Genomic DNA, 6,806 nt, shown 5'->3' on the forward strand with positions numbered 1-6,806 from the left:
TCGATCCCTTCGCGACACGCCTGGAGGATCGCCATGTTGCCCACGTTCTTTTCACCGGCCTTGTTCGAGGTTCCGCGGGGATACGTCGAGCCGATGGTTCAATACCTGCGTCTCGCCAACACCACGCTCGATTTCCTGTTTTACGATGTGAATGCGTTTCGCGCCGATCTTTCAAAGCTTGGATGGGATGTCGAGGTCGACGAGTCGCCCCTCGATCCGTCGGGCTTGACCCGGCTACTCAAACGTCTTGATCTCAGTGCGCTATCTAATCCCGAAGGGGCGATCCTGGTGGTCGACGCCGCAGAGCGGCCTTACGTGAAAGCATTCAGGAGCGTCGCCAAATTTCTGGACGACAACGCTGCAAAGAAAATCGGAGCGATCTCCATCACGGGCGTAGGCAGTTCCGCACTGGGCTCCGCAGCGTTCGCGTGGAATCTGTCTACGGCGCTTGGAAAACCGGTTGCAGCCATTGTGCCGGGATATGGCGTGGCGGACGTAATTCAGCAGGCGCTGGGCGGTTGGTTCGGATTCGAGATGTACAGCTACTGGATCAAACAACCCGTGCAGGATGTGCTGGCCAACACCCAACCGCAAGTCGCGTCGATCGGCCGCGCGTTGCTGGCCACGACGCCGGGCCACAAAAAGGCCACTACGGGAGCCCCCGTGTTCAGAAGCGGAAGCGGTTCATCTGACGTGCTTCATGCGATTCTCAAATCCTCTGACCGCGCCATGCATGTATTCGGTCATAGCAAAGGTGCTCTGGTCATTGCCAACGCCATTCTCGATCTGCCCGCGCCGATCCTTGCGAAACTTAGTGTCGTGACCTTCGGATGCTCGGTGAGTGAATCCGCTGGAGTCGGCAGCTACGAGCAGTTTCTTGGTGTGTTCGATCTCCTCGGCATCATCAACTCCGGTGGCAACGCGGCCGGGCATTTAGTCGACACTTGGCACAGCACGAACACCGCGATGCCTTACACCATGCATGTAGCGTCGCTCAGCCGAAAACTTCAGTCCTGACGCCGCTCGCATCGAGCAACACGGAGGGAAGGCCATGCCCACAACGATCAATGGCGCCGAAGTCAGTGCAGTTCTCGACAAGGCTCGCCAGGCAATTCCGCTCAACGACCTGACGTCTTCACCGGCGGACTGGCGCGATGGCTGGATTTATTTCCTGATGGTCGACCGTTTCAACAATCCCAACGCTGCGCCGACCAGCGCGTTTGACCAACCGTTCAGTGGATTCCAGGGAGGAACGATCGAAGGCGTGCGGTTGAAACTCGCTTATCTGAAGTCGCTGGGCGTGGGTGCGATCTGGCTGACGCCGGTACTGAAGAATTGCCAGTTCCTCGACGGAGCCCCGGCCGCCGGCACCTATCACGGCTATGGTATTCAGGATTTCCTCGAGATCGACCCGCGGTTCGTGTCGGACAAGGCGAACCCGGACGCTGAACTGCGCCACTTCGTGGACGACGCGCATGCAACCGGCATCTACGTCATCTTCGATATCGTGCTCAACCATACCGGCGACGTCTTCGCCTATTCGAGCGGCTCTCAGGCGCCATTCAGCAACGTGCCCTACGATCCGATCGAATGGCGCGACGAACAAGGTAAGGCCCGCACCGACTGGCCGGTGGCAGAAGCCATCGTGAATCCGCCCGTCGATGCCGCCGTCTTTCCCGACGAATTGCGCCGTAACGCATTCTTTCGCCGACAGGGATGCATGCCTGACAGCTCGAATGTCGTCGGCGACTTCTATGCCCTCAAGCAAATGCTCACGGCGAACGCCGATCTGGGCAACGTCCTGATCCGCTGCTTTCAGTATCTGATCGCTGCATTCGATATCGACGGATTTCGCATCGACACCCTCAAGTATCTCGATCACGATTTCGCGCTTCGATTCGGCAACGCGATCCGCGAGTTCGCGCTGAGCGTCGGGAAGAAGAATTTCTTTACGTATGGCGAGATCTGGGGCAGCGAGCAGCAAATCTCCGAGTACATAGGTCGTAACGTGTCGGCGGCCGGCGCGGGCGACGTGGTCGGTGTGGACGCGGCGCTGGACTATCCGCTCTTCTATCATTTGCCGGGGGTACTGAAAGGCAGTGCAGCGCCCACCGAGGTAGTGGACATGTACCACTACAGAAAGATGATCGAGCAAGACGTCGTCAGCTCGCACGGCGACGCCACGCGGTTCTTCGTGACCTTCCTCGATAATCACGATCAGGACGCGCGCTTCCGCTTCGTCGACCCGGCTCAGCCGAATCGCTTCGACGCCCAGACGACGATGGGCGTTGCCTGCCTGCTTGCCCTTCCCGGAATCCCTTGCATCTACTACGGAACCGAGCAAGGCCTGTCCGGCGCGGGTGGCAACGAACACGTGCGCGAGGCGCTATGGGGCAAACCGCAGGCCTTCGACACCACGAATCCGTTCTTCGCCTGTATCCAACGGGCCGGCCAGGTCAGAAACGGCCACGCAGCGTTGCGATATGGCCGCTTCTACTTTCGTCCAATCTCCGGTGATGGCTCGGAGTTCAGCATCTCGCCGTTTTCTCCCGGTGTCCTTTCATTCTCTCGTGTGCTGAATGACGAAGAAGTCGTGGTGGTGGTCAATGCAAACACGCAACAGGGCTTTGAAGGGCTTGTCATTATCGATTCCAGCTTGAATGCGCAAGGGGCGACGTTGCGCGTGCTCTTTAGCAACCAGGATGGTGCCCCCGCGCAGGTCACCGCCACGACCACCGGAGCGACGGTTATCCACGAGGTGGATGGAAGCCTGTCGAATGGCCCGGCCCGGGTCATTGGGGTAAGCGTTCGTCCAATGGAGATATTGATTTTCGGTTCCCGGTAGTAAGTGCGAGTTGTCTGGAAACGGCCGGAAACAAGGAGACAGACATGAGTGATTTTAAGGTCTACGGTGAAGTGGCGGAGACGCCAATCACTTTGACATTGCACCGTGGCGAGAGCATGTGCCTGCTGGCTATGAACTGGCGCGTCGGACAGCCGCCCGATGATTTCGTCGGCTTTGCGATCGAGTTCATGGAGCCGAATGGGAACCGTTATTTCGCGCTCCGCAACCGCTTGGCCTTTACCGATGCGAGCAAGATTACCGACAAGACGCTGTTATCGACGAAGCTCTGCCCGATCCAGAAATTCCGCTGGATACATTTCCCTGAGAACGCAAGCCTCGCGGGCTCGTTCACCTATCGCGTCACGCCGGTATTCATGAGCGATAGTGGTGAGCTCAGCTACGGAATCTCGCAAACCGCGGCGATCGTGCTCGCCAGCGAAACATATCCAGGCCAGCTCGATATTGGCTTCACGCGCGGCTTCATCTCCTCGCAAGCCTTCGTCGACCGCTACGGTAAGACTGCGGCAGATATAGCGACGTTGATCCCACCGAAGGCCACTTCGGGTGCCAATGGCCTCGATTTCGAGTCGACCAATCCAAAGGCGAAGGAGGCCTACGACTGGATGGGCTTCGAGGCGCGCAAGGCAATCCTTGTTCTGCTTGATGCCGCGATCGCCGACGGCGCCTCCAAGGTGTGCGTGATCGCCTATGATCTGAACGAGGCCGAGGTGGTGTCAAGAATCGAGCAGCTTAAAGGTCGGGTGAAGATCATCATCGACGACTCCGGCACTCACGGCGAGGAGGGATCGGCTGAGAACGAGGCCGCCCGACGGATTGCCGCGTCCGCTGGAGCGGCAAATGTGAAGCGTCAGAAGCTGGGTGGGCTCCAGCACAACAAGTTCATCGTGGTCGATGCCCCGACCGTAAAAAGGGCGATCTGCGGATCAACCAACTACAGCTGGCGGGCCTTCTTTGTGCAGTCGAACAACACTGTCACTGTCACGGGAGCGGCCGCGATCGCTTTCTTCCAGAACGCGTTCGACGCCTATTGGACGAGCGAGGACAGCGTGAGCACGTTCGAAGCCGCCGGCTACGACGTGTGGCAGGATCTGCAACTCGCCAACATCGACGCGAAGGTGACTTTCTCGCCGCACTCACTCGCCAACTCGGTGCTGCAGCCGATCGCGAACGACATCGCCAGCACAACCTCATCTCTGCTCTACTCGCTGGCGTTCCTTTACGAAACCCCTGGCCCAATCAAGACTGCGATCACGTCGGTGACCGACAGCAAGGAACGGTTCGTCTACGGGATTTCGGACAGAAAGGTAGGCGGCCTCGATGTGACCGTGCCCGACGGCAATACGGGCGTCGTCTATCCTGAAGCGTTGTCGGCAAATGTCCCACCACCGTTCTCTGAAGAGCCGACGGCCGGCGCGGGCGCCCGGATGCACCACAAGTTCGTGGTAATCGATTTCGACAAGCCGAGCGCGCGCGTCTACGTCGGCTCGTTCAATTTTTCCGGTGTCGCGGATCGAAATAACGGTGAAAACCTCCTCTTGATCCGCGACCGTCTAGCGACGACCTCCTACGCGGTGGAGGCGCTAAGCCTGTTCGACCATTATCACTTCCGCCTGAAAAGCAATGACGCACACGACCAGGGCGCACCACTCGTCCTCACCAGACCGCCACCACCCGGGGTGAAGCCATGGTTTGCGGACGACTACGAGGTGGAGTACAAAATTCGCGATCGGCAGTTGTTCTCCCAATAAGGCAAGAACCCCTCTCGCGGATTATCGATTCGTCATTGTCGACATCCACGTCGCCCGGCTGCTTGCGCAGCCATGTCAACGTGGCGCGATCCTGCTCGCTTTGCACACGGACCAAATGTTCCATGCTCGCCTACGCGACCTGTATATATACAGTATTTTGAACATAGGTGGTTCTTGCGACGTTTCAAGACGGCTTGACTGACAGTGGCTTTACGCGAGCGGCCGACGCGCGAATGGCCGCGTCGGCGTCCCAGGTTCAACGTTAGATGGCTCTGGCGGCGGAGTTTGGAAGCCGCCGGGAAGCCATCGGGAAGCCGTTTTGAGGCCAGACCGGCTGCCCGAGGCTCCCTCCCGGTCGCCCGATAATCTCTTGTTTTTTACGTCCACCCGCGCGGCACACTACAATCTAGGCCGCCGATGTCCTTTGTTTCATCCTGCCGACTGTCATGTATATCCCGTTTGTCCGCCCGCTTTCCCGTCTCTCGCTCGCCCTGCCGCTGCTGATCCTCGCCGCGTGTGGCGGCAAGGCCGCGCCCACGCCCAGCTACCAGGCGGAAATGTTCTCCACCGGCACGAGCCCGTTCGCACACAACTACGACGCCACGAGCCAGGAAACCTGCGAAGCCTCCCGCCGCGCGTTGCTGAGCCAGGGTTACATGACGACCATGACGCAGCCCGATACCGTCGATGCCACGAAGAATTTCCAGCCAACGCCGGATACGCACGTGGTGGTGTCGTTTCATGTGGTCTGCACGGCGGGCGAAAACGCGAGCAACACGAGCATCGCGTATGTGAACGCTGTGCAGGACGGGTACACGCTGAAGAAAAGCGATACATCGGCGAGTGTGGGATTAAGCGTGCTCGGCTCGCTGTCGCTGCCGATCCGCTCGAACAGCGACTCGATGGTGAAAATTTCCAGCGAAACCGTGCCGGCAGGCAAGTTCTACGACCGCTTTTTTAGCCTCGTCGGACATTATTTGCGCACCGTGCCGCGCAGTTCGCCTATCCCCGGCGAGAACGTCAGCAGCCAGGCGCTGGCGCCATCGCTGATTCTGAACTCGCCGGAGCTCACGCCGATTCCGATCGTGGTGCAGACGCCGGCTGCGAGTTCAGCCGCCCGGGCCGTAGTGCCTTCCGCGGCCAGCGCCGCAACAGCAGCGAGTGCCGTCTCAGCCGCCAGCGCCACGGCGGTGACTGCCGCGGTGACTGCGGCAGTGCCGGCTTCCGCGCCGGCAGCAGCATCGGCGACCACGCCTTAAGCGCTCGAAAACGGCTGCCGTCCGGTACGGCCAGCCTCTAGACGCCCAGAATCACCCCTCAGTTCGGCACATTCACCCCACCGCCCCCGAACGTGATCGCGTTCGACCCTGGCGAAGCGGAAATTGCCGGCAAATTGGCCACCGTCAAAGCCGGCGCCGCTCCCGCCGTACCGCCCCGCGGCACCGTGTGCACGACCTGCGACGGCGGCAACGGCGCGCCATTCTTCAAATGCGCCCACATCAGGTTCAGCGCCTGCAGGTTGTAGTAATGCAGCGGCACGAAGCGCGTATCGAAGCCCGCGACGCCCAGGAACGCATCGAAATGCTGGCCGTTCGTCACTTCATAAAACGACAAATTGCTTGAATTGCCCTCGGCGAACTTGTTCATCGCGGCGTAGGGGCGCGACGCGTGGTTGATCGGCACGAGCGTGTCCGAGCGCCCCTGCACGATGATCGCCGGCTTCCCGTGCAGATTCGCGTTCACGCGGATCGCCTCGACACTCGCCGCCATTCTCGCGTCACCGTTCGTCCACAAACCACGCAGACAAAACGCACCGGCGAAACTGGCATCGGCGGTAGCGAGGCGATGATCCGCCGCGCCCGACGTCCCGGCGTTGTAGACAAGATTGATGCCGTTCGTGGGCGGCACGCCATTGCCGTTGCCGAACACGGTCAGCATCGGCGAAGCCAGCGGCGTTACGCCAGCCGCACCCGTCACGGCATTGGTCGTACCGAAACTGAAGCTACAGAGGTTATCGGCGACGCTCGACTGCGTGTACGCGTTTGCATACGTCACGGCCACCGCGGGCACGGCCTGCGAATCCCACATCGGCGCTTGCAAGAGGTCAGAGTCCGTCTGATAACCGGCCTGATGCAGCTTGGCGAGCGCATCGGTGGCCTGGCTGGGCACGTCGACTCCGGCAATCGTGCCAC

5 protein-coding genes are annotated in these 6,806 nt (G+C 60.2%); 4 read left to right on the forward strand and 1 reads right to left on the reverse strand.

The window, feature by feature from the left end; genetic code table 11:
• The first annotated feature begins 33 nt into the window (after positions 1-33).
• From EOS_RS02730 to EOS_RS02745, 4 genes are all read left to right on the forward strand, one after another.
• Positions 34-1,017, forward strand: a complete 984-nt coding sequence (locus EOS_RS02730; protein ID WP_152693067.1) for a hypothetical protein — start codon at positions 34-36, stop codon at positions 1,015-1,017.
• Positions 1,018-1,051: 34 nt separating this feature from the next.
• The gene (locus EOS_RS02735; protein ID WP_047845069.1) at positions 1,052-2,845 is read left to right on the forward strand and encodes an alpha-amylase family glycosyl hydrolase; all 1,794 of its coding nucleotides are present in this window, start codon (positions 1,052-1,054) and stop codon (positions 2,843-2,845) included.
• Positions 2,846-2,889: 44 nt separating this feature from the next.
• Complete coding sequence (locus tag EOS_RS02740) at positions 2,890-4,614, forward strand: phospholipase D-like domain-containing protein (RefSeq protein WP_047845070.1); 1,725 nt, start codon at positions 2,890-2,892, stop codon at positions 4,612-4,614.
• Positions 4,615-5,060: 446 nt separating this feature from the next.
• Positions 5,061-5,873 (forward strand): DUF2242 domain-containing protein, encoded by an 813-nt coding sequence (locus EOS_RS02745; RefSeq protein WP_047845071.1) that lies wholly within the window; start codon positions 5,061-5,063, stop codon positions 5,871-5,873.
• 58 nt (positions 5,874-5,931) lie between these two features.
• Here EOS_RS02745 and EOS_RS02750 read toward each other — a convergent pair.
• On the reverse strand, positions 5,932-6,806 hold an 875-nt coding region (locus EOS_RS02750), incomplete at its 5' end, for a 3-hydroxybutyrate oligomer hydrolase family protein (protein WP_047845072.1).

The organism is Caballeronia mineralivorans PML1(12) (assembly GCF_001028175.1).
Lineage (GTDB): Bacteria > Pseudomonadota > Gammaproteobacteria > Burkholderiales > Burkholderiaceae > Caballeronia > Caballeronia mineralivorans.

Coding starts and splice junctions, on each gene's coding strand:
- EOS_RS02730 (WP_152693067.1), top strand. CDS start 34: ATGTTGCCCACGTTCTTTTCACCGGCCTTGTTCGAGGTTCCGCGGGGA.
- EOS_RS02735 (WP_047845069.1), top strand. CDS start 1,052: ATGCCCACAACGATCAATGGCGCCGAAGTCAGTGCAGTTCTCGACAAG.
- EOS_RS02740 (WP_047845070.1), top strand. CDS start 2,890: ATGAGTGATTTTAAGGTCTACGGTGAAGTGGCGGAGACGCCAATCACT.
- EOS_RS02745 (WP_047845071.1), top strand. CDS start 5,061: ATGTATATCCCGTTTGTCCGCCCGCTTTCCCGTCTCTCGCTCGCCCTG.